General features: G+C 49.8%; 21 protein-coding genes. 18 read left to right on the top strand and 3 right to left on the bottom strand.

From position 1 onward, the window contains the following. Positions 1-5: 5 nt before the first annotated feature. Positions 6-1,046: an IS1595 family transposase gene (locus tag MJO57_RS11160; RefSeq protein ID WP_252017335.1), complete on the top strand. Its 1,041-nt coding sequence runs from the start codon at positions 6-8 to the stop codon at positions 1,044-1,046. Beyond that, on the top strand, positions 1,019-1,249 hold the full coding sequence (locus tag MJO57_RS11165; RefSeq protein WP_252020279.1) for a TonB-dependent receptor domain-containing protein: 231 nt from the start codon (positions 1,019-1,021) through the stop codon (positions 1,247-1,249). Before MJO57_RS11160 ends, MJO57_RS11165 begins: the two co-directional genes overlap by 28 nt. A gap of 238 nt (positions 1,250-1,487) precedes the next feature. Here MJO57_RS11165 and MJO57_RS11170 read toward each other — a convergent pair whose 3' ends face one another. Beyond that, complete coding sequence (locus MJO57_RS11170) at positions 1,488-2,402, bottom strand: IS1595 family transposase (RefSeq protein ID WP_252020277.1); 915 nt, start codon at positions 2,400-2,402, stop codon at positions 1,488-1,490. 384 nt (positions 2,403-2,786) lie between these two features. On the opposite strand from MJO57_RS11170, the gene MJO57_RS11175 reads away from it, so the two are divergent. The 16 genes from MJO57_RS11175 (at position 2,787) to MJO57_RS11250 (ending at position 17,947) form a co-directional block, all read left to right on the top strand. Continuing rightward, the gene (locus MJO57_RS11175; RefSeq protein WP_252020275.1) at positions 2,787-3,872 is read left to right on the top strand and encodes an IS66 family transposase; all 1,086 of its coding nucleotides are present in this window, start codon (positions 2,787-2,789) and stop codon (positions 3,870-3,872) included. Further along, entirely contained in the window at positions 3,781-4,308 is a 528-nt protein-coding gene (locus MJO57_RS11180; RefSeq protein WP_252020273.1) for a transposase, read from the top strand. The genes MJO57_RS11175 and MJO57_RS11180 overlap by 92 nt, the downstream gene beginning before the upstream one ends. Before the next feature lie 73 nt (positions 4,309-4,381). Then, positions 4,382-5,038, top strand: coding sequence for a DUF6682 family protein (locus MJO57_RS11185; RefSeq protein WP_252025351.1), 657 nt, complete (start codon positions 4,382-4,384; stop codon positions 5,036-5,038). Next, positions 5,039-5,644, top strand: coding sequence for a hypothetical protein (locus MJO57_RS11190; RefSeq protein ID WP_252025353.1), 606 nt, complete (start codon positions 5,039-5,041; stop codon positions 5,642-5,644). After that, the gene (locus MJO57_RS11195) at positions 5,644-6,000 is read left to right on the top strand and encodes a hypothetical protein (RefSeq protein WP_252025355.1); all 357 of its coding nucleotides are present in this window, start codon (positions 5,644-5,646) and stop codon (positions 5,998-6,000) included. The genes MJO57_RS11190 and MJO57_RS11195 overlap by 1 nt, the downstream gene beginning before the upstream one ends. Next, entirely contained in the window at positions 6,000-6,545 is a 546-nt protein-coding gene (locus MJO57_RS11200; protein WP_252025357.1) for a hypothetical protein, read from the top strand. Before MJO57_RS11195 ends, MJO57_RS11200 begins: the two co-directional genes overlap by 1 nt. After that, positions 6,502-8,148 (top strand): tail fiber protein, encoded by a 1,647-nt coding sequence (locus MJO57_RS11205; protein ID WP_252025358.1) that lies wholly within the window; start codon positions 6,502-6,504, stop codon positions 8,146-8,148. The genes MJO57_RS11200 and MJO57_RS11205 overlap by 44 nt, the downstream gene beginning before the upstream one ends. A 6-nt stretch (positions 8,149-8,154) precedes the next feature. After that, positions 8,155-8,898 (top strand): hypothetical protein, encoded by a 744-nt coding sequence (locus MJO57_RS11210; RefSeq protein ID WP_252025360.1) that lies wholly within the window; start codon positions 8,155-8,157, stop codon positions 8,896-8,898. 38 nt (positions 8,899-8,936) lie between these two features. Beyond that, complete coding sequence (locus MJO57_RS11215) at positions 8,937-10,400, top strand: IS4 family transposase (protein ID WP_252021066.1); 1,464 nt, start codon at positions 8,937-8,939, stop codon at positions 10,398-10,400. Then, positions 10,397-11,326, top strand: a complete 930-nt coding sequence (locus MJO57_RS11220) for a hypothetical protein (protein WP_252025362.1) — start codon at positions 10,397-10,399, stop codon at positions 11,324-11,326. The genes MJO57_RS11215 and MJO57_RS11220 overlap by 4 nt, the downstream gene beginning before the upstream one ends. Positions 11,327-11,396: 70 nt before the next feature. Next, positions 11,397-11,615 (top strand): hypothetical protein, encoded by a 219-nt coding sequence (locus MJO57_RS11225; protein ID WP_252025364.1) that lies wholly within the window; start codon positions 11,397-11,399, stop codon positions 11,613-11,615. Further along, positions 11,591-11,938, top strand: coding sequence for a type II toxin-antitoxin system PemK/MazF family toxin (locus MJO57_RS11230; protein ID WP_252025366.1), 348 nt, complete (start codon positions 11,591-11,593; stop codon positions 11,936-11,938). The genes MJO57_RS11225 and MJO57_RS11230 overlap by 25 nt, the downstream gene beginning before the upstream one ends. A gap of 245 nt (positions 11,939-12,183) precedes the next feature. Next, a complete protein-coding gene (locus tag MJO57_RS11235) occupies positions 12,184-14,289 on the top strand; it encodes a hypothetical protein (protein WP_252025368.1) in 2,106 nt (701 codons plus the stop codon). 182 nt (positions 14,290-14,471) lie between these two features. Continuing rightward, the gene (locus tag MJO57_RS11240; protein WP_252025370.1) at positions 14,472-14,831 is read left to right on the top strand and encodes a hypothetical protein; all 360 of its coding nucleotides are present in this window, start codon (positions 14,472-14,474) and stop codon (positions 14,829-14,831) included. A gap of 38 nt (positions 14,832-14,869) precedes the next feature. Then, positions 14,870-16,297, top strand: a complete 1,428-nt coding sequence (locus MJO57_RS11245) for an IS4 family transposase (RefSeq protein ID WP_252017676.1) — start codon at positions 14,870-14,872, stop codon at positions 16,295-16,297. A 414-nt stretch (positions 16,298-16,711) separates the two neighbouring features. After that, on the top strand, positions 16,712-17,947 hold the full coding sequence (locus MJO57_RS11250; RefSeq protein WP_252025371.1) for a hypothetical protein: 1,236 nt from the start codon (positions 16,712-16,714) through the stop codon (positions 17,945-17,947). A gap of 201 nt (positions 17,948-18,148) precedes the next feature. Here MJO57_RS11250 and MJO57_RS11255 read toward each other — a convergent pair whose 3' ends face one another. Both MJO57_RS11255 and MJO57_RS11260 read right to left on the bottom strand, forming a co-directional pair. Further along, positions 18,149-19,510: an ISNCY family transposase gene (locus MJO57_RS11255; protein WP_252017318.1), complete on the bottom strand. Its 1,362-nt coding sequence runs from the start codon at positions 19,508-19,510 to the stop codon at positions 18,149-18,151. Between the two features lie 345 nt (positions 19,511-19,855). Next, positions 19,856-21,217: an ISNCY family transposase gene (locus tag MJO57_RS11260; RefSeq protein WP_252017318.1), complete on the bottom strand. Its 1,362-nt coding sequence runs from the start codon at positions 21,215-21,217 to the stop codon at positions 19,856-19,858. Positions 21,218-21,263: the final 46 nt, after the last annotated feature.

Consider the following 21,263-nt stretch of genomic DNA (forward strand, 5'->3'; position numbering starts at 1 on the left):
GTGATATGCAATCTGAACTCTTCCAGAATTTTATTGATTCCATTTCAACATTAACCAGTGAACAGCGAGACATTCTTAACAACTCGCTCCTTAGTACTCAAATAGAGGTTACCGAGGTAGTAGAAACCACTGACTCTGAACCTGTTTACAGTGAATCTATACCCAATAACGATAATGCAACACCTGACGTAGAAAAGAGCATACTTGCCCAATTTGCCGAAAACCCCAGGTGCCCCAAATGCAAAAGCCATAGCGTTGGTCGCTGGGGCATACGAAATGGCCGACAGCGCTACCACTGCAAGACTTGCGACTCAACGTTTAACGCCTTTAGTGGAACGCCTTTGGCAAGGCTCAGGCACCCTGAAAAATGGAACAAGTACCTCGCAGGTATGACTCACTCTATGGTCTTGCGACCAGCTGCTGCTGAGAATGCCATTGACTTGAAAACTGCGTTCCGCTGGCGTCACCGCTTTCTTGAAGTGATTAATAATGATCAAGCAGAAGAGCTTTGTGGCATTACTGAGCTTGATGAAACATTTTTCCGTGAATCCTTCAAAGGGCAAAGAGAAGGCCTTCCACGGCCAACCCGAAAGCGGGGTAATGATCCCAACAAAGCCCGAAAAGTCCCGGTAATGGTGGCTCGGGACCGTAATCGAAATACCGTTGACGGTGTATTAGAAAACGAAAGTGCTAATGAATTGTGCAGGCATTTAAATGGCCGCATATCGATACAGGCCACGGTCTGTGCGGATGCACACCTCGCTCACGAAAAACTTGCTGACAAGCTTGGATTTGTCTTCAAGGAGCTGGTGACATCAGCAGGTCAACATGTTGTTGAAGGCATCTACCACATCCAGACTGTAAATTCTTATCACAGTCATTTAAAACGCTGGATTGGCGGCGTATTCCAAGGGGTTGCAACTCGTTACCTTCCCCATTATCTGGCCTGGAGGCGAGAACTGACGGCAGCAAAAAAATTAACTGTTGGCCGGTTGATCAGCAGAATTACTGAACATTGGTGCTTCCAACCATTAACGGTAACTTAGCCCTTGCCGGTCGTTTTGATGATTACAATGATGACTCAAAAACCGGATCAGCATTTACGCCGAAGGCATCTTTTGCTTATCGTCCAGCCGATGTGTTGCTGGTCCGGGGCGGGGTTGGTAAGAGTTTCAGGGCCCCCGACATGCAACGTTTATTTGGAGGCACTTCAAAAGGCTTCCTGATTACCACTGATCGTACGTCATGACACAGGGAAAGATAATTTAAGAATATACGTGCAGCTTTTCATTCTTTATGTCTATAACCCGGTAAAGAAATAATAGAACCTCTCCAGTATTACCGGTGGAGCAGGCATCATGACGGCTTGTTCTCCAGATTATCAACTAAATTCGGTTTCATAACCGCTCCGAACAAGCAAAGACCCACATCATCATTCGAAATAATGATATTAATACGTCAACTGACTTTCAATTATCGGTTGATGGCTAACCCGGTTTCCACTGGACGTCTGGCAGTTTGAGAAGTCGATCCGGCATCGGTGCTGTATTGACTGCAGCCCGACCTAGCCTTGAGATCATTGAAGGCATATCAAAACGCCGGTTAAACCGATAGTTGAACTCTGATAGATAACGGCCCAGATGCTTGGGGTCGAGCTTATGGTAAGTACCGGTAATCGCTGTTTTCACGTTTCCCAGCATGGTATTTACCCAGGTGAACAACTCATTCTCCATGGATGCATGCCCACCACCGGTAATGATGGCTGTGTGCTGGCATCCGGCATCTTCAATACCCCGGAAACAGGACAAGCCATCGCTGACGGCCCGGACACCCTTTTTCAGGGCATGTTCTGCCCACTCCTGAATGGTTTTTCGCCGGAAGTTATCAACGGCATTGAACTTCATGTAGATAGGGTGGTTATCAGCATCTGTCTGAACTGCGGCCACGAAGGGGGCTTTGTTCTCTGAGCCTCTGCCCCGGCGGCCTCCGTGGCGCTCTCCGCCCCAATAGGCGTCATCAATCTGAACAAAACCACTCAACTGCCAGCTGTTATCTCTTTCCATCATGACCTGCATGAGTTTGTGTTTCATGCGCAATGCGGCATTGTAGGAAATGCCAAGTTGTCGATGAAGCGTCAGGCAAGAAATCCCCGCTTTATTCTGGGTGACGAGATAGATACCCAGAAACCAGGTAGCTAGAGGCAGCTTTGTTGAGTCAAAGATAGTGTTACTGGTAAGCGAGGTTTGGCAACGGCAGCAATTGCACTGGAATTCAGCTTTCCGGTGAAGCTTGCAGAAACTGCGGGAGCCACACTTCGGGCATTGGAAGCCATCTGGCCAGCGCCAAGAGGACAGCGTGTTCTCACACTGCTCTTCACTGCCGTAATTAGCCAGAAATTGCATAATGCCAAGGCCTTTTTGGAACTGAATGGTGTTTGGCTCTTGTAGGATTTCAGACTGCTACTGGGTTGAACATTGCTGAAGCCCTTTATCTACAAAGGTTGTCAGCATATTGTCCGGTAATGTTGCCCAATCCTTGTTTTTCGTGACCTACAGTCAGTTTTCACTGTAGAGCAGTTCGTAATCAAAATAGAGCCTGGTGTTTTTACACATCAGTTTTACCTCCAAAACACATGACTATCGACGTTTATTATAGCAGCTGGCTCACGACGTAGGGTCGGTGGTAATCAGGAATTTCTGTAACTGTTCAGCACCCCCACATAAATCTGGAATTTTTGATTTTTATACCATCCTCTTAAGCACCATTTTTCCACAATATTCGCCAGCATGATTCCAGAACTACCCGCAACTATGTCGGCTGAGATTCTCTTGAAAGAGAATGCAGAGCTGCGGATGAGAGTTGCCTGTCTGGAAGAGCGATGTCGAGAATTGGAAGAAAAGGTTGGCAAGAACAGTCAAAACAGCAGCAAGCCGCCATCGTCTGATGGTTATCAAAAACCTTGTAAAAACAGTAATTCTCCAGATCATTCTGACGACCTTTCCGCAGATAAAGGTACCGATCCATCGGATGAAAAACCCAATCCTAAAAGTCTGAGACAGTCTTCTGGTAATAAAGCCGGTGGAAAGAAAGGGCATCAGGGCACTTGTCTTAAACAGGTCGATATCCCTGACTATATTGAGTACCTTCCGGTTAAAGAATGCAATAAATGTCAGGCGTCTCTTCTTGATAGTGAGCCGGTCAAATATATTGAACGACAGGTGTTTGAACCAGGGAGACCGGGTGAATTTGAAGTAACGGCCCATAGAGCTGAAGTAAAAATCTGCACTTGTGGTTGTCGGAATCAGGCTGAATTCCCGGAAGGTGTTACCGCTGCCGCACAATATGGCTCAGCCACACAGGCTATGGCCGTCTATCTTAACCAATACCATTTCCTGCCTTTTAAGCGCGTGTCAGAGTATTTTAATACTCTCTATAAAATGAGTGTAAGTGCAGGCACTGTCGCCAATTTTGTGGCCAGAACCTATGAAAATCTGGCTTCTACTGAAGAGGTTATTCGTGACGCCTTGCGGGAATCGTCTGTTGCCGGAGCCGATGAAACGGGTATGCGGGCCGAGGGCTCTTTGCACTGGCTACACGTTATGCGGGATGAACAATGGACGCTCTACTACTTGTCTGAAAAGCGAGGTCGTGAGGCCATGGACACGATGGGCATACTGCTAACATTTGCAGGCGTTCTGGTTCATGATCATTGGAAATCCTATTTTGCATATGCGGCAACTCACGTACTTTGCAATGCCCATCACCTGAGGGAGCTTTTGGGTGTTGTTGATAGGGACAGCAATCAACTGGCAACTGGCGTTGCGATTGATGAAGCTACTGAGGCTTTCCTGGCATTACTGCAAGGGCTTTAAGACCATAGGTATGCTACAGATGCCAAGTGTTGTCTGTGAACGAATCGAGAAGATTTATGACCGGTTGCTTCAGCGGGCTCTAATGAAAGAAGTCGTCTATATGGAGAAGCAACGAGAGGAGCTTAAGCGCAAGAAAGTCAAGAATACTAAAGCTTACAATCTCTTCAAACGACTCACTGAGTTCAAGGCTGAGACACTGCGCTTCATGTCAGATTTTACCATTCCCTTCGATAACAATGGCAGTGAGCGGGATGTTCGAATGGCCAAGTTAAAGCAGAAAATCTCAGGCTGCTTCAGGAGTGCAGACGGTGGTTCTATGTTTGCACGGATTCGCAGCTATTTGTCGTCTGCCAGAAAACAGGGAATGGACATATATCAATCACTTCATAGAGCTGTTCGGAATTACTGTAATATGCCTTTGCTCAGTGCTGAATAGTTACCCCAGGCTTAAGAAACGGATGGGCGTCGATCTGGAGTTTTGTGACCAGCAGGGAAACCGGCTGTAAGCTATGAAGGTTACCGCCATCATCCAGCGGGTTCGAAATCTGCTTCAGGACAATACCGCTGTTCCCAGGTGGAGCAATAACGATCTGCTGGATGCCTATAACGAAGCGCTGCTGGCAGTGGTGCAGAACCGGCCTGATGTGAACTCGCAGTTATTGGCCTTTACCTGCCAGGCTCAGGTTGTGCAATCGCTCCCTCCAGGTACTTACCGGTTGTTGGATATTGTGGATAACCCCTCCACAGGCAGAACGGTGATTGCCACCACCCGCAGTTCACTGGATAGCCTATTGCCCAACTGGACGACTGCTGCTGGTGAGTCTGTAGAGCAGTATGTCTACGACCAGAAAAGCCCATCGGTTTTTTATGTGTACCCTGTGCCCCCTGCAGATCATCAGCTCAATCTGCTGGTCAGTCAGGCACCCGCACGAATAGTGATGACCAATTTTGACACTGACACCCAGCTATTCAGCTTTGATGAGCTATGGCTGAACCCGGTGATCAACTACATGCTGTTCAGGGCATTCAGCATGGATATGGAAACGGAAGCCAATATGCAGCAGGCCCAGAGTTACCTGGCCATGTTTGCCAATGACCTGGGGTTGAAGTGGAACGTGGATCAAATGTTCCGGCAGATGCTTCAGGGCAGCATCGGGGAGAACTAAATGGAACTGGACGCCTACCTTTCCCGAATCCGCCCTTATGCCAAGGGCTGTCCAGATCAGGTGATCCGTAACTACCTGATTATTGTCCTGCGGGATATTTGCCACCGGGCAAACCTTTGGCGGCATCATAACAAACTGTTTATGGTAGAGGGCATCAAGGACTATACCTTGACTTCCCCCGCGGGCACTGAGATCGCCACAGTGCAGAACATTTTACGAGAAGATGGTACCCGACTGGAAAGCCGTGACCTGCTGCCTCCTTACCTTTCTGCTGGAACCCCTTACTACTATCGCCACTTTCAGACCACGGCATTGCACGTTGCCCCGATCCCTGACAAGGATGTAATGCACGACATTGAGCTGACACTGATGCCAGCCTTTGATGCCACCTTAGTACCGGACGACTTGGCCAATCTTACCTTTGAGTTTGCCTGCTGGGGTGTACTGGCGGATCTGCAAATGATGCCGGACGAGCCCTGGACCAACCCGCAACTGTCGGAAGTGAACCGGCAGAAGTATGAGCGGGAATTGAACAAGAAACGTATCCGTGGGTTGGTCGGCGTCAGCAGTGGCGAGCAATCGGTGACAAGAAGGAGATTTATCTGATGGCTGTGACCGAGGTGAATCTTGAACCCCATATCCGGGGCAATAATATCAGTTTGCCCATTGAGTTCCGGAAAAATGGTCTGCCTGTGGATTACACCGGCTGGACGTTGATTTTTTCCATGAAGTATCACCCGTTACAGAGTTATGATGAAGTGGCGTTACGCAAGGAGATCTTTGTTACCGGCAGTGAGGCGACGCTGGATATTACTCCGGAGGATACCCGCAACCTGGCAACCCAGAAATTTTATTACGACCTGCAACTGGTATCACCGGATGCAGGCGAAGTGCAGACCGTCATGACCGGACGGTGGCAGCTGTTGGCCAGCGTTACTCATAACGTGGAGCTGTCGTCGTAATGGATAACAGCAGTTACCAGCCCATCGTCCTGCATCTGGATGATAACCATGATGTGATTCAGGTTACTGTGGAGGAAGTGGTCAGGCCAATCACTGTCCACCTTGGCCCCTTTCTGAGCTGGGAACAGATCACGGATAAACCGGATTCATTCCCGCCCGGTAGCCACTACCACGATGCCAGTGAGATTGATGGTCTTGCCGATGCTCTGGACAAAAAACTCGATGACGCGCCCATTGATGGCAAGCAGTATGCCAGACGTTTACGGCGCTGGGAGTTGGTGGATGGCCTGCCAGATCAGGCCGGACACGATGGTAAGGCACTGGTCACTGATGGAACTACGGCAAGCTGGCAGGTGCAGACAGGAAGCTCAGGTGGTAGTTCTGGCGATGTCGAAGAAGCCCCGCAGGATGGTCAGCTTTATTTCCGACATAACGGTGCATGGACCGCAGTCAGCGACACCTTTCTGGAAACCACACCCGTTGGATTAACAGCATTGTGGGATGGTTCGGCAATCGCACCCACCGGCAGGATGGCTGGAGTGTGACGGAGCAGAGATTGATAGTACTCAATACCCGGAGCTTTATGAGCTTTACAAAGACCGGATCGAAACCGGCAAAGCATTCCTGCCCGATTACCGGGGCGAGTTTATCCGGGGATGGGACCATGGGTGTGGTGTAGATACAGACCGGGAGCTGGGAAGTGGGCAGGCCGATGAGATGGCGAACCATGCTCATGAAGTCGCTATAGCCATTAATGAATCCAAGTGGGATGCGATGCCGTTTGGTACCTCTGCCGATCCGGCGGTGATCAGAGGCCAGTATCACGACCTTGGCACCGGTGACACTGCGGAAGGCACTGAACGGTGGATGCTGAGCAATGCCCGTGGTGGTGATGAAACCCGTCCCCGTAACCGTGCTGCCATGGTGATCATCAAGGCAATAGCCGGACCCAACCTGGTATCGCAGCTTGCCGTTCCCCAACGCTCGGTTTATAGCGGCATTGCTGGACAGCAGACGTTTAGCCATAACTATGAAATCAACCGGCCTGTCAGTGTATTTGTGGATGGCCTGAAGCTGATTAAGGACACGCACTTCACCGCAGATACCGGTACGGACATTCACTTGAATACCCCGTTGTCTGCCGACGCTGATGTTGAGATTGAGTCGTTGGGCAAGCTGACTCTGTACGAATCAAGTTCCGACAATTTGCAAACTCAGATTGACTCACTCAGCGATGATGTGAGCCAGATACAGACACAAGTGGCTACTCAGGGCAGTGGACTGACTCAGGTGCAGTCACAGTTCGCTACTCAAGCCAATGACCTGACGCAGTTGCAACTCGATGTGAGTAACCAGGGCAATGATGTTGTTCAACTGCAAACGGATATAGCTTCGGTCAACTCAGGACTGTCTCAGGCTCAAAACGACATTGGCACGATTAATTCCGGGCTGAATCGGGTAGAGAGTGATGTATCCGGCCTGCAAAGCAACATGAACACCCATTTTTCCGATCTGGTACCAAGGGTGGAGACATTGGAAAGCCAGGTAGTTCCCCCAGACCTGATTGATGCTCTGGCTGCCCTGACTGCACGGGTGGAAGCCCTGGAAAACTCGACACCGACAGAGCCACCGGCTGATGAGGACGATGATATGAAATTACTGGGTACGTTTGAGCATACCAATAGTGCCGATATTTCAATTACTGATGGCTTCGATGACTCACTCTACTCCGGTTACCATCTGGTCATCAGCAATCTTGCAATAGAAGACAGTGATTACCGGCAAAAGAAACTGGGCATCGCTTTCTGGAATGGCAGCGCATGGCAGGATGGGTTTGGCATGGCCACTACCTCGGTGATCAAAACCGGAGGGGCTGATGGTGCCATAGAGGGCTCTTACACAGGCTACGTGTTGGCTGAAGCAGAAATGGATAGTGTCTACCTGTCCGGTACCCTGAGTATATCCATGAGCGGTTCATCAAAAGGAGCATGGACGGCAAACTTTAATACTGGCAATGGCAACCCTTACCTATCAGCCATGCTGTCGGCACCGGTTTTTGAGTCTATCCAGGGTGTCAGGTTCTTTACTGATGCCCAGACTAACAATGTAATCAGTGGTACCTTTTCCATCTACGGGCTAAAGAAGTAACAGCCCATGAAACTCGACATTACCTCCTTTACCGGCGAAGTCCCCTGGCTGGATAGCCATCTGCTGGAAGATACGCAGGCCGAGCAAGCTATCGACTGTCGTTTAACCAACGGGAGCCTGAGAGCCTACTACGCACCCGCCGATGAGCAGGCATTGAACGATACCCCGAAGACCATCTATCTCTATCGCAATGAAGGTGAACGGTACTGGTTCGACTGGACGACGGACGTTGATGTCATCCGTTCTCCCGTGGCCGACGATCCCAATAACCGGGTCTACTACACCGGCACAGTAAAAGGTTCCCGTTACACCGATAACGGCCTTGCCTTGAGTGGTGGCAGTGATTATCCGGTCAATGACCTGCAACTGGGCATACCGGAGCCGGACGTAGCTCCCGTAGTCAGCCTCAGTGGCACACCGCTGGATGATGCAGAAGAAGTGGACGCTGAAACCCGCTTCTATACCTACACCTGGGTGGACCAGAACGGTCGGGAAGGACCACCATCCCTGCCATCGGGTGAGATTGTGGTGAAGCCAGGTGAAACGGTAGATATTACCCTTGCATCAGGCCCTGGCTCCGTTGATCTGAATATCACCCATTTCAGGGTCTACACCAGTACCCAGGTGGGCGTGTATCAGCTCTGTACCCAGATAAACAACAATGTCATTGTAGCCACCGATACCCCGGTAGGCGTCACCAGTGTGGTGGATGAAACACCCATGGATAGGCTGTCTCTTGATCACAAATAGCTACCTTGTTCTATCATTTCTCACTGATAAAACAGGTCATGCTTCCACTTTCTCCTAAACCATGGTCAGAACTAACTTTTGGATGTGCTGATTTGGGCGATACTCGACGTACAAAACGACTTGTCAAAGTTGCTGCCGAGCTTTCAGCTCATACCGGTAATTCTTTGTCATCTTCATGCGAAGGTTATACCGCACTGGTAACTGGAGCTTACCGGCTGATTGAGAATGAGGCCGTAAAGCCTGAAGCAATAGCTGAGGCAGGCTTTCAGGCAACTGCCAAAATAGCGAGACAGTCTCGCCTACTTCTGGCTCTCGAAGATACAACAACCCTGGGTTATAAACATGCTGTCAGATCCGAGCTTGGTGATCTTGGAGGTCCTGAAGGCTCTAAAACCAGAGGATTCCACGTCCACTCTGTCTTCTTGGTTGATGCGGATACAGAGCGAAGCATTGGGCTTATTGATCAAGAACGATGGGTTAGAGAGGACGTTCAGCGGGGGAAAAAGAACCAACGTCGTCAGCTACCTTACGAGGGAAAGGAAAGCTTTAAGTGGCAAAGAGCCTCTGAAAACACAGAACAAAGGATGGGGGGTAAAATGCCTGACATCATCAGTGTTTGCGACCGGGAGGCGGATATATACGAATATATGCACTACAAACTGGATAACCGACAGCGGTTTGTTGTAAGAGCTACACAAAACAGAATCCTGGTGGATGGCGAACTCTTATTATTTGATTCCTTAGCTCAGACTGAAGTGTTGGGGAAATATACGATAGTGGTTCCTCAAAAAGGAGGTAGAAAGAAGCGAAAGGCAACGCTGCAGGTCAAAAGAAAGAAGATGACAATACAGGCGCCGCAAAGGCCAGGCGGCAGGCCGGAACCGGTAACTATGAATATTGTGTCGGCTGAAGAGATTGGCAATGACTCCGAAGACCGTTTGCACTGGGTACTATTGACAACTGAAGATATTGAAACATTCGAAGACTGTCGCTCTATCATTCGATTTTACGAGCTCCGATGGCGAATAGAAGAGTTCCATAAGGCTTGGAAATCGGGAGCAGGAGTAGAAAGGCTTCGTCTGCAATCTCCGGATAACATTGAACGACTTGCGGTCATATTAATGTTTGTCGCTGTCAGACTAATGCAAATCCGTGAAGCATTAATGTTACCGAATGACAGGCAGCACAAAGACAGAAAAATGTTACCGAATGACAGGCAGCACAAAGACAGAAAGCTTTGGAGTGAAAAAACACTCGCGAATGAGGTGGTCAGTGATGATGAATGGCAGGTTCTCTGGCTAACCTATGAAAAAAAAGCGTTGCCCGATAAGCCGCCAACAGTCACTTGGCTGCTTCAAACGATTGCTCGGCTTGGTGGTTGGGGTGATTCAAAGCATACAGGGCAGCCCGGCTGGTTAGTGGTATGGGAAGGCTGGGCGAAATTGCAGGATCGGGTAAAAACCTGGCAGATAGCCCGGCAGTTCAGCGCTGGAGAGATGTGATCAAGAGTCAGATGGATAGGCGGGGTGATATTCTGGAAACCATCGGTTGGGTAGCGCCTCCCAACAATCTGCAAGGGATAGTTGTGCTGCCCGGCGGCGTAGCGGTGGGTTTCTCCGGTAAGGAGTTGATGTTTAGCGAGCCTTATCATTTATATGCTTGGCCAGCGGCTTACCGGCTGACCGTGGAGTATGAAATCCAGTCACTGGCGGTTGCCGCCAACAGTGTGATCATTACCACGGACGGTTATCCCTACGTGGCCTTTGGTACTGAACCGTCTGCCATGACGATGGAACGGCTCGATACGGCACACGCCTGCATCAGTAAACGCAGTATGGTGGATATGGGCGATATGGCCCTGTATGCCTCCCCGGACGGTCTGGTCAGGGTGGCCGGTGGCAGGGCTGACCTGATGACCCGTAACATCATTAACCCGGAAGACTGGCGGCAACGGTTCAGGCCGGACACCATCCATGCCTGCTTCCATGATGGCCGGTACTTTGGTTTCTATGGTCATGCTGCTAACGGTGGCGGTTTTATTTTCAGCCCCGACAGCGGCACCTTTACCGAACTCGGCACCTATGCCGATGCCTGTTACCGTGATCTTCAGGACGACAGCCTCTATCTGGCCATCGGCGACACCATCAAGGCGTGGGATAAAGGCACGGAGCTGATGCCTTATCGGTGGCGAAGCAAAGTATTCCAGGGCAAACCAGCCGCCTTTACCTCGGCACGGATCATGGCCGACAGCTACACCAATCTGGTATTCCGGGTATTCCGTGATGAACAACAGGTACTGGAACTGCCGGTTACCTCTGACCGGGGCTTCCGACTCCCCGCAGGCCGTGGCAGTCGCTGGCAGTTTGAGCTGGCAGGCACCGATACGGTAACGGCAGTGATTGTGGCCAGTTCCATGGCGGAGTTATAGAAAAAAGACTTTGATATTCCTGATGTCTTAAGCAACAGTATGGTTATCAGCTAACCCAAGAGGCTTATACATGCTCAATACATTCGAAGCTAAAACGGATGAACAGGGGAATATTCTTGTTCCTTCGGGTATCAAGTTACCAGAAGGGTGCAGGATCCTGATTACTGTGTTGGATGAGTCCCCCAAACATCAGGTTAACGATGAGGCTCTGCTCAGTGAAAAAAGTCTGGCAGCAGATTGGGACAACCCGGATGAGGATGAAGCATGGAAGTCCCTGAATCAGGATTAGCAGCGGGGATCGTCGTCGCTATCAAGTTTCCATTCTCTGATCTTTCCCGGGCCAAGCTTCGGCCAGCGCTGGTTCTGGCGGATGCTGGCAAAGGGGATTTTGTCCTGTGCCAGATTACCAGCAAATCCTATGCGGATACTTTGGCAGTTACCATCGAAACGGATGATTTTGTTACCGGCCTGTTGCCACTGACCAGTTTTGCCCGTCCCGGAAAGTTATTTACTGCCCATGGGTCGCTGATTGAAAAAGCATTGGGAGCCATCAAACCAGAGAAGCATGCGCAAGTTGTAGAATCTGTTTGTAATTTACTTCGAAACAATTAATTAAACGGCTGTCTCTGTCCTCTGACAGGATAACCGCATCTTTGTCACCTTTCCGGTGGATCATTATTTCACAATCATCTTCTGTCATCTGGTCAAGAATCGACTGCAGATGATTTTTGCATCGCTGTACGAAACCACTTTTATTGGGCGAAACCGGTTCATTGGATTATTCAATTGAGTGAACTTATGCAGCGGTTTTCGTTTATCAATCGCTCGCCAGTTCAGACAAGCTTCCCAGGATTAACATGGCCAAATTTCCCGCACTGCCTGCTACGGTAGACCGATACGTGCGTGAGTTTCTGAACCGGCTGGCCGGACGTTCCGGCAACGCCGGAGACAAAGCAGTGCTGCACAGTGAGCTGGCGGAGCTGGGGTTAGCAAATGAGATTGGTCAGCGGCTCAGTCTGCCTGCCACCGCCGTGGGTTCCATTACCGATACCCTGGAACCTGCCGTGCCATCCGTTCCCGTGATCGAAACCGATCGGCCTGACAGCCCGACCAACGCCAGTGGCCTTGCAGCGACCGGCATCTTTGGCGCCGTGATTCTGGAGTGGGAAGCACCTGCCTACAATGGCCATAACCACACGGAAGTGTGGCGGGCTCAGGTAGATGACCGGGAACAGGCGTCACTGGTCCATGAATCCAATGGCAGCCGTTACACCGATGTCACCGGAAACACTACGCTGCATTATTACTGGGTGCGCCATGTAAACAGTGGTGCTCAGGTTGGCGGCTTTAATGCACTGGCCGGAACGCCAGGACAGGGAACCGCCATTATCAACCTGGCGGACCTCCTGCTGGAAAGCCCGGAGCTGTCAGAGCAGCCCTTTTCCGTGCGGAATGTTGGTACCGACGAAGCACCGGAATATGTGCTGATTTTTAATGGCTATCTGGCGGTAAACGGACCGGTGAATATCAGCCAGCTCAAATCCGGTGAATTACAGAATGGCACTGCTTTGACCGTAGGACGTGGCTCCATTGAGCTGAGTACCGGCACCGATGGTTTTGGTCAGATGGTGATTACCGGCAGTGGCGGCATTGCCAACAACGATTACCTGCTGCTGAAAGAGGGACGGATCGAGTCCTTTATCTATTCTGAAACCGCCGGACATATTCGCTACAAAGAAGTGCGCAGGACGGAAAGCGGTGTGGCTACGAATGGCCAGGAAGTGGTGATTCCTGCCTATTTCAAGGCCATGCCCACGGTGAACCTCTACCCCCGTGACATCACGGTCTACAACGCCGATTACCCTGACCAGTCCCAGCGGCTGGAAATGGATCACAGCATACCCCAACCCCACCCCAGTATTGAGGGAGCATGGGTGTTTATTCCCTACGCCCGATTGTTGCTGGCCGATGGCACCAAAACCGATGCCAGCGGCAAGACCTATCTGGGCAGCAGTAACAGCCGGTGGTGGGCGGTGTATAACACCGATCAGGTGAAGAAAGTGACGGTCAACTGCCGTGTAGCCAGCCATCGTTCCACCGGTGAATCAACGGGCTACCAGAACCGCAAGGCCACCCTGACGCTGGAGTATCGTCCCGATGGCAGCGACTGGATCACCAGTGAATCAACCAGCGTCGATATTAACGAGTTTGAAACCCATGTATTGCAAGTCAGCAAAACCCTCACCCAGGCCAATTACGATATTGCCGTATCCCTGACAACGGAAGATCGGGAGGGGACGTTTACCAGTGGATCGATTGATTATGAGTATGATCAGCGGGGCAAACTCGGCACGGCTCTGGATGTCACATTAAGCCCTGAGGGAACGTCAGCACAGTCTGCAACATACGATATCACCATCAACAATCATGAACTCAGCGGCTGGGAAATTACCCGCATTGAATACACGGCCACGGTGGATATAAACATAGTGGTCAAAAATCTGTTCTTCAGCAGTTCACTTTACGGTTCTAACGGGCTCATCAAAGGTCGGGTCAGGGTTAAACTGCCCGATGGCGCTGGCGGTCACCAAACCTATGAAGAAACCACCCATCACGACCAGGTTCTCACGGATGGAGACCTTAACCAACGGATCGTCGAGTACAAGAATATTTTTCTCAGTTGGGCTGACACCACTTATTTGGATGGAAGAATCCATCCACCGATAGAGGTGTGGTGTGAGAGAGCCGGACACAGATATATAGGTATAGAAGGGCTAAAGCCCAGCAGCGTGGCCAATATCTATGTCAGAAGCATCAGAGCCACGGTTTACTACCGCAGACCAAGATCCATCAGTACCTCTCCCGTTAATACCTTTTACTGGGACAGCACCAGCTACGACCTGGGGGCTACCGATGTCAGTCTGACTGACGCCATTATCCACTGGACTGCTACAGGAGAATAACTATGGGACTATCTACATCGCAGGGTATTACCCGGTATGGAAGGCCTTCAGGCTCCGTAGGATCGGGGCTTCAGCCGGGCAGTGCCTATCAGGTAAGCCTGGACCAGATGGGGAGTTTTAATACCTTCTCCCTGAATCCCACCAGTTACTATGACAAGAAGAACGGCATAGACAGGTTCGCAATGCCCGACATCGCCCCTCGCTATGGGTACGATGATCAGGACGGAACCTATCAACTGAATATCGAAGCCGCAACTGATGCGGCAGACACTCTCAAGGAATACGGCGACAAGCTGTTTGATGTGTTCGATAACTACCAGCCCAACTTTCAGTATCTGGGCGACAATGCCACGGTATCCGATGCCCAGCTTCAGAGCCGGTTGGGGGAAGCCAGCAGCGACTATCAGGCCAATTCCGATCTGCAACAGGCAGAGTATGAACGGGATATGCGACGGATGGGCGTTAATCCCAACTCGGCACGGTTCGCAGGTTTTGGTACCAGTAATGCTCTCCATAAAGCCCTGTCTCTTGATCACAAATAGCTACCTTGTTCTATCATTTCTCACTGATAAAACAGGTCATGCTTCCACTTTCTCCTAAACCATGGTCAGAACTAACTTTTGGATGTGCTGATTTGGGCGATACTCGACGTACAAAACGACTTGTCAAAGTTGCTGCCGAGCTTTCAGCTCATACCGGTAATTCTTTGTCATCTTCATGCGAAGGTTATACCGCACTGGTAACTGGAGCTTACCGGCTGATTGAGAATGAGGCCGTAAAGCCTGAAGCAATAGCTGAGGCAGGCTTTCAGGCAACTGCCAAAATAGCGAGACAGTCTCGCCTACTTCTGGCTCTCGAAGATACAACAACCCTGGGTTATAAACATGCTGTCAGATCCGAGCTTGGTGATCTTGGAGGTCCTGAAGGCTCTAAAACCAGAGGATTCCACGTCCACTCTGTCTTCTTGGTTGATGCGGATACAGAGCGAAGCATTGGGCTTATTGATCAAGAACGATGGGTTAGAGAGGACGTTCAGCGGGGGAAAAAGAACCAACGTCGTCAGCTACCTTACGAGGGAAAGGAAAGCTTTAAGTGGCAAAGAGCCTCTGAAAACACAGAACAAAGGATGGGGGGTAAAATGCCTGACATCATCAGTGTTTGCGACCGGGAGGCGGATATATACGAATATATGCACTACAAACTGGATAACCGACAGCGGTTTGTTGTAAGAGCTACACAAAACAGAATCCTGGTGGATGGCGAACTCTTATTATTTGATTCCTTAGCTCAGACTGAAGTGTTGGGGAAATATACGATAGTGGTTCCTCAAAAAGGAGGTAGAAAGAAGCGAAAGGCAACGCTGCAGGTCAAAAGAAAGAAGATGACAATACAGGCGCCGCAAAGGCCAGGCGGCAGGCCGGAACCGGTAACTATGAATATTGTGTCGGCTGAAGAGATTGGCAATGACTCCGAAGACCGTTTGCACTGGGTACTATTGACAACTGAAGATATTGAAACATTCGAAGACTGTCGCTCTATCATTCGATTTTACGAGCTCCGATGGCGAATAGAAGAGTTCCATAAGGCTTGGAAATCGGGAGCAGGAGTAGAAAGGCTTCGTCTGCAATCTCCGGATAACATTGAACGACTTGCGGTCATATTAATGTTTGTCGCTGTCAGACTAATGCAAATCCGTGAAGCATTAATGTTACCGAATGACAGGCAGCACAAAGACAGAAAGCTTTGGAGTGAAAAAACACTCGCGAATGAGGTGGTCAGTGATGATGAATGGCAGGTTCTCTGGCTAACCTATGAAAAAAAAGCGTTGCCCGATAAGCCGCCAACAGTCACTTGGCTGCTTCAAACGATTGCTCGGCTTGGTGGTTGGGGTGATTCAAAGCATACAGGGCAGCCCGGCTGGTTAGTGGTATGGGAAGGCTGGGCGAAATTGCAGGATCGGGTAAAAACCTGGCAGATAGCCCGGCAGTTCAGCGCTGGAGAGATGTGATCAAGAGTCAGGTCATGAAGCTGCGCCAATATCGTTTGCAGCGAACCACTGACCAATTCAGCTTTGTCTTGAAACGGTTCGGGAATTGAGCTGAGTGTCTGGCTGAGGACATACACCGGTTTAGAGTAGGGCCAGGGGCAATCGAAACCGCAAACAACTTCAAAAGTGATTCGTCCCATCACCACTGCATCAACCCGGTTCATAAATTTGGCGAAGCCAAAATCATCCTGTTCTGGATTAGGAATGCTGTGCAACCAATCCAGTCCTCCCTGTTTGTCGGCAATGTACCCATCCAGACTGGTTGCAATATATACGATATTTGCCATTAAACGTTACTCACATGGATGATCTGGCAGCAATCTTACACCAGTTCTCGTGACAATCTGACAGTTTTGCCTGAAAAAAGGAAAACCGATGGCCATTAACAATAACGATGTAAAGCTATTTGAAAGCCAGAGACTTACCGATGAGGAAGACGGTGGCGGCCGGGTAACCGGAAACGAGGTCATTGATGGCAATGTCAATAATCTCTTTCAGGACATTTCCCGGATCGACCGAACCATCGGTGATGTGGCTTTACGGAAGGCGTTTATCGGGATCAGCACCGATAACAATGACATTTACCTCGGCAGCCATTTGATCCTGACCGAGCCTCCCAAGGATCAGAATGTTTCTGTCTTGTTATTCAATACCGACAGTCAAACTGATGAGCGCCTTGATGCCAGAGACCGGATTGAGAGCTATGTGGTTCCCGGTATTAAGGCATCATGGGAGCTGGTGGGCGACCAGCTGGAAGGACAGCGAGCCGTTGTCGGCTATCAGCGGGAGGAATGGACGGTTCCTGAAATTGGCGAGGTTTATAAGCTGATTACACCGGATGAAAAAATCAGCCAGTTTATCCGTATTACTTCGGTCAGCCATTCCATTGAGACCTTCACTTATAACAACGGGCAGGAGTATGTAGATTTTACCCGGCGAAAGGTGGAAATGGAGATCAGTGCTCCCTTAGTAACGACCTTTGTCGGAGCGCCACCAGTGCCGGGAGAGCCAGAGGAAGAGACCAGCCGTATTCAGGAAACACAGATAGCTGACACTAGCCGTTACTATGGCATTCAGCCAATGAGCGCCAACATTACCGCAGGCGATCTGACGGTAAAGGCCGAGAGCGTTTATGCACCGTTGGTGCCGAGCGCCAAGGTAGAAAGCCCGTTGTTGGATCAATACGGTGGCTATACCGGCAAAACGATGGTGGCGACTTCGGCCAGTAACCGATCTATCAGCTGTCGCTTTGTTCATATTACCGGCAACCAGAGCCGTACCTACCTTCAGCGGGGTGTTTTGCCCGGAACCCTGACCCTGTCGCTTGATGGCGGCACTTTTGAAGATAACGGCGCAGGCAGTCTGCTCCATAAAAGCGGCACCAATAATTACAGCAAGCTGACCGTGGATTATGAGCTCGGGGAGATTAACGTCTGGCGAGCAAGTAGCTATACCGCAGCAACCGCTAATGCCTCCTATCAGCCAGCGGTGGCGATTACCGGGGCAGCGATCAGTGGCGCTATCCCGGTCACAGGCCAGAACCGGGGCTTTAATTACACTCTGAACATGGCCGAGGCCAAACCAAGGCCGGGAACACTGGTGATTAGCTAGTTCTCGTCCAAAAACGCATCAGGCAATCATAATTAGATTGTACGTGCGTTTTGATATTTCCTGAAATTCCAGAGAGCCGCAAAAACTCTTCCCTTTTTTTCTCTAATCTGGGACGGATATTGGAGAAAAACGCGAAAAGCAGGCAGAAAACATCCTCCCACCATGCTGGAAAGGTACTTTCATGTAGCGTGGAGGTGGCTATCAGGATGGTGCCGGGTGTCTGGCCAGAATCACCAGGTTGTAACAGACCACCGATAACCAGCAATGAGAATCAAAACGCTCAGAACCCTTGCAGTGGCAACGTGATAGCCCAAAACATCTCTTTAGCCACGAAATTCCCGCTTCAATACCTGCCCGGAAGCGAAAGAGCGTTTTATACACATACTGACTTTTAGTCATCTCTTCGACTTCAAGTCCGCGCTTCTTATTAAAAGCTACATCGCTGATTCCCATGGCCTTGGCTTTTTCCAAATTAGCGCGACACGCGTATCCGCCGTCACCGCTTGTCTGGCGAGGTACACGACCATAAATTTCTTTTTGTCTTTCCATCATCGGAATGAATTGGTCCGAATCCGCTGGGTTACCTTCCTCAATAACCAGGTCCAGGATCAATCGACTTTTTCCCTGAACCAGGTTCAGTTTATGGCCATACTGTACTTGCCGCCTGTCTTTTACGATGATATCCGTATGGGGTTCATACAGGCTAACCACTTTTTCCTGGGCTGGCACCTTTTCACCCTTAAAGACCCTGCGCTCTGTCTGGGAGACTATTGCATCCACCAGGGGTAACAGGTGATCCACATCGGCCTGCCACTTGTCGGCATCATCAGCCAGGAGACACTGCCCCTGCTGACGGGCGTTTGCTAGCGTGACAGTAGCTTCGATAAGTACCTTCCGGGATTTTCGGGTCAACTGCAGCAGTTTTTTATAATGCTGATGCCGCTCTTCTTTGCCAGCGTAGATGCATTTTCTGGCCGCATCTTTTACGGCTCGGTTGTGATGGGTATATTCATAAAGCGGTGTCGCTGTCAGTGTTTGTCCCCGTTCCAGCAGCCGACAAATTTCTTTAACGGAACTGGCTAAAAGATCACTGTCGCAAGGAGGTTTGATATCCGATTCGGTGACTGTGCTGTCAATAGCCACAGTGCGCCCTTTTTCAATACCCTGATCTTTAGCGGTCATTAGCTGACAGTTATTAATCCGTTCCCATGTAGATGCAGTAAGAAGGCTGATGAGCCCATGCAAACTGGAGCGACTGGGGCGCTGGTTTGGTTCGAGGCGACAAAAGTCTCGAAAGAGCATGGAGTCCATCAAAACAAACGACAAGTAGTCATAATCACAATTCAAATACTGTTTCAGGAGTGCCGCACGAAGAACGGATTCTGCTGATAGTCCGTTCCGCCCAGTGTTCTGTTTATCACCAGAACTTAAGTCCTCATAAATCCAGTCATTGAACTGTGGATGGGCGTCAAGCCATTGCGAGATACCGGAAAGCTGGGAGCAGATTTCATGAGGTACGTAATGGAGTTCCATACTACACTGCGGGTTGCGTTTTTTGCGCATTTGGAGTCCTCTGTTTTTGGCAATCCCTTATGTTTCTTGCTCTTGGGAAGTTTAGTCGCCAGATAGCAGTAGGGCTCCACTTAATTTTTCAGGATAAAATCTACAGTTTTCAATTGGTTGTGTTTTTGGACGAGAACTAGCTAGTTCTCGTCCAAAAACGCATCAGGCAATCATAATTAGATTGTACGTGCGTTTTGATATTTCCTGAAATTCCAGAGAGCCGCAAAAACTCTTCCCTTTTTTTCTCTAATCTGGGACGGATATTGGAGAAAAACGCGAAAAGCAGGCAGAAAACATCCTCCCACCATGCTGGAAAGGTACTTTCATGTAGCGTGGAGGTGGCTATCAGGATGGTGCCGGGTGTCTGGCCAGAATCACCAGGTTGTAACAGACCACCGATAACCAGCAATGAGAATCAAAACGCTCAGAACCCTTGCAGTGGCAACGTGATAGCCCAAAACATCTCTTTAGCCACGAAATTCCCGCTTCAATACCTGCCCGGAAGCGAAAGAGCGTTTTATACACATACTGACTTTTAGTCATCTCTTCGACTTCAAGTCCGCGCTTCTTATTAAAAGCTACATCGCTGATTCCCATGGCCTTGGCTTTTTCCAAATTAGCGCGACACGCGTATCCGCCGTCACCGCTTGTCTGGCGAGGTACACGACCATAAATTTCTTTTTGTCTTTCCATCATCGGAATGAATTGGTCCGAATCGGCTGGGTTACCTTCCTCAATAACCAGGTCCAGGATCAATCGACTTTTTCCCTGAACCAGGTTCAGTTTATGGCCATACTGTACTTGCCGCCTGTCTTTTACGATGATATCCGTATGGGGTTCATACAGGCTAACCACTTTTTCCTGGGCTGGCACCTTTTCACCCTTAAAGACCCTGCGCTCTGTCTGGGAGACTATTGCATCCACCAGGGGTAACAGGTGATCCACATCGGCCTGCCACTTGTCGGCATCATCAGCCAGGAGACACTGCCCCTGCTGACGGGCGTTTGCTAGCGTGACAGTAGCTTCGATAAGTACCTTCCGGGATTTTCGGGTCAACTGCAGCAGTTTTTTATAATGCTGATGCCGCTCTTCTTTGCCAGCGTAGATGCATTTTCTGGCCGCATCTTTTACGGCTCGGTTGTGATGGGTATATTCATAAAGCGGTGTCGCTGTCAGTGTTTGTCCCCGTTCCAGCAGCCGACAAATTTCTTTAACGGAACTGGCTAAAAGATCACTGTCGCAAGGAGGTTTGATATCCGATTCGGTGACTGTGCTGTCAATAGCCACAGTGCGCCCTTTTTCAATACCCTGATCTTTAGCGGTCATTAGCTGACAGTTATTAATCCGTTCCCATGTAGATGCAGTAAGAAGGCTGATGAGCCCATGCAAACTGGAGCGACTGGGGCGCTGGTTTGGTTCGAGGCGACAAAAGTCTCGAAAGAGCATGGAGTCCATCAAAACAAACGACAAGTAGTCATAATCACAATTCAAATACTGTTTCAGGAGTGCCGCACGAAGAACGGATTCTGCTGATAGTCCGTTCCGCCCAGTGTTCTGTTTATCACCAGAACTTAAGTCCTCATAAATCCAGTCATTGAACTGTGGATGGGCGTCAAGCCATTGCGAGATACCGGAAAGCTGGGAGCAGATTTCATGAGGTACGTAATGGAGTTCCATACTACACTGCGGGTTGCGTTTTTTGCGCATTTGGAGTCCTCTGTTTTTGGCAATCCCTTATGTTTCTTGCTCTTGG

Source organism: Endozoicomonas sp. SCSIO W0465, assembly GCF_023716865.1.
Lineage (GTDB): Bacteria > Pseudomonadota > Gammaproteobacteria > Pseudomonadales > Endozoicomonadaceae > Endozoicomonas.

Bases quoted from the DNA above. Each gene is read 5' to 3' on its own strand.
- MJO57_RS11160 (WP_252017335.1), top strand. From the start codon at position 6: ATGCAATCTGAACTCTTCCAGAATTTTATTGATTCCATTTCAACATTA.
- MJO57_RS11170 (WP_252020277.1), bottom strand. From the start codon at position 2,402: ATGCAATTTCTGGCTAATTACGGCAGTGAAGAGCAGTGTGAGAACACG.
- MJO57_RS11175 (WP_252020275.1), top strand. From the start codon at position 2,787: ATGATTCCAGAACTACCCGCAACTATGTCGGCTGAGATTCTCTTGAAA.
- MJO57_RS11185 (WP_252025351.1), top strand. From the start codon at position 4,382: ATGAAGGTTACCGCCATCATCCAGCGGGTTCGAAATCTGCTTCAGGAC.
- MJO57_RS11190 (WP_252025353.1), top strand. From the start codon at position 5,039: ATGGAACTGGACGCCTACCTTTCCCGAATCCGCCCTTATGCCAAGGGC.
- MJO57_RS11195 (WP_252025355.1), top strand. From the start codon at position 5,644: ATGGCTGTGACCGAGGTGAATCTTGAACCCCATATCCGGGGCAATAAT.
- MJO57_RS11200 (WP_252025357.1), top strand. From the start codon at position 6,000: ATGGATAACAGCAGTTACCAGCCCATCGTCCTGCATCTGGATGATAAC.
- MJO57_RS11205 (WP_252025358.1), top strand. From the start codon at position 6,502: ATGGTTCGGCAATCGCACCCACCGGCAGGATGGCTGGAGTGTGACGGA.
- MJO57_RS11210 (WP_252025360.1), top strand. From the start codon at position 8,155: ATGAAACTCGACATTACCTCCTTTACCGGCGAAGTCCCCTGGCTGGAT.
- MJO57_RS11215 (WP_252021066.1), top strand. From the start codon at position 8,937: ATGCTTCCACTTTCTCCTAAACCATGGTCAGAACTAACTTTTGGATGT.
- MJO57_RS11225 (WP_252025364.1), top strand. From the start codon at position 11,397: ATGCTCAATACATTCGAAGCTAAAACGGATGAACAGGGGAATATTCTT.
- MJO57_RS11230 (WP_252025366.1), top strand. From the start codon at position 11,591: ATGGAAGTCCCTGAATCAGGATTAGCAGCGGGGATCGTCGTCGCTATC.
- MJO57_RS11235 (WP_252025368.1), top strand. From the start codon at position 12,184: ATGGCCAAATTTCCCGCACTGCCTGCTACGGTAGACCGATACGTGCGT.
- MJO57_RS11240 (WP_252025370.1), top strand. From the start codon at position 14,472: ATGCCCGACATCGCCCCTCGCTATGGGTACGATGATCAGGACGGAACC.
- MJO57_RS11245 (WP_252017676.1), top strand. From the start codon at position 14,870: ATGCTTCCACTTTCTCCTAAACCATGGTCAGAACTAACTTTTGGATGT.
- MJO57_RS11250 (WP_252025371.1), top strand. From the start codon at position 16,712: ATGGCCATTAACAATAACGATGTAAAGCTATTTGAAAGCCAGAGACTT.
- MJO57_RS11255 (WP_252017318.1), bottom strand. From the start codon at position 19,510: ATGCGCAAAAAACGCAACCCGCAGTGTAGTATGGAACTCCATTACGTA.
- MJO57_RS11260 (WP_252017318.1), bottom strand. From the start codon at position 21,217: ATGCGCAAAAAACGCAACCCGCAGTGTAGTATGGAACTCCATTACGTA.